Origin of the sequence: Salmonella sp. SAL4457 (genome assembly GCF_046548235.1) — a bacterium.
Taxonomy (GTDB): Bacteria; Pseudomonadota; Gammaproteobacteria; order Enterobacterales; family Enterobacteriaceae; genus Salmonella; species Salmonella enterica.
Genome location: NZ_JBGDZO010000817.1, coordinates 1 through 258 on the forward strand (window position 1 = coordinate 1; position 258 = coordinate 258).

At 65.5% G+C, this 258-nt stretch carries 1 protein-coding gene; it reads right to left on the reverse strand.

What is annotated here, in order from left to right; translation table 11 throughout:
- Positions 1–258, reverse strand: a 258-nt coding sequence (locus ACLJNW_RS26445; RefSeq protein ID WP_410961544.1) for an aldehyde dehydrogenase family protein, incomplete at both ends; no start/stop codon positions are given.

The following is a 258-nucleotide window of genomic DNA, read 5'->3' on the forward strand; positions in this document are numbered from 1 at the left end:
GCTGACCAGCGGGCCGAAGTTGGTGTTCTCGTCCTGCGGGTCGCCGAGACGGATGCGCTGCACGCGCTCCAGTACCTTGGCTTCGAAGCGAGCCTGCTGGGAACGGTGGATGAACACCCGGGTGCCGTTGGTGCAGACCTGGCCGGAGCTGAAGAAGTTGGCCATGACGGCGATGTCGGCGGCGCGGTCGAGGTCTGCGTCGGGGAAGATGATCAGCGGGGACTTGCCGCCCAGCTCCATGGTCACTTCCTTCAGCGA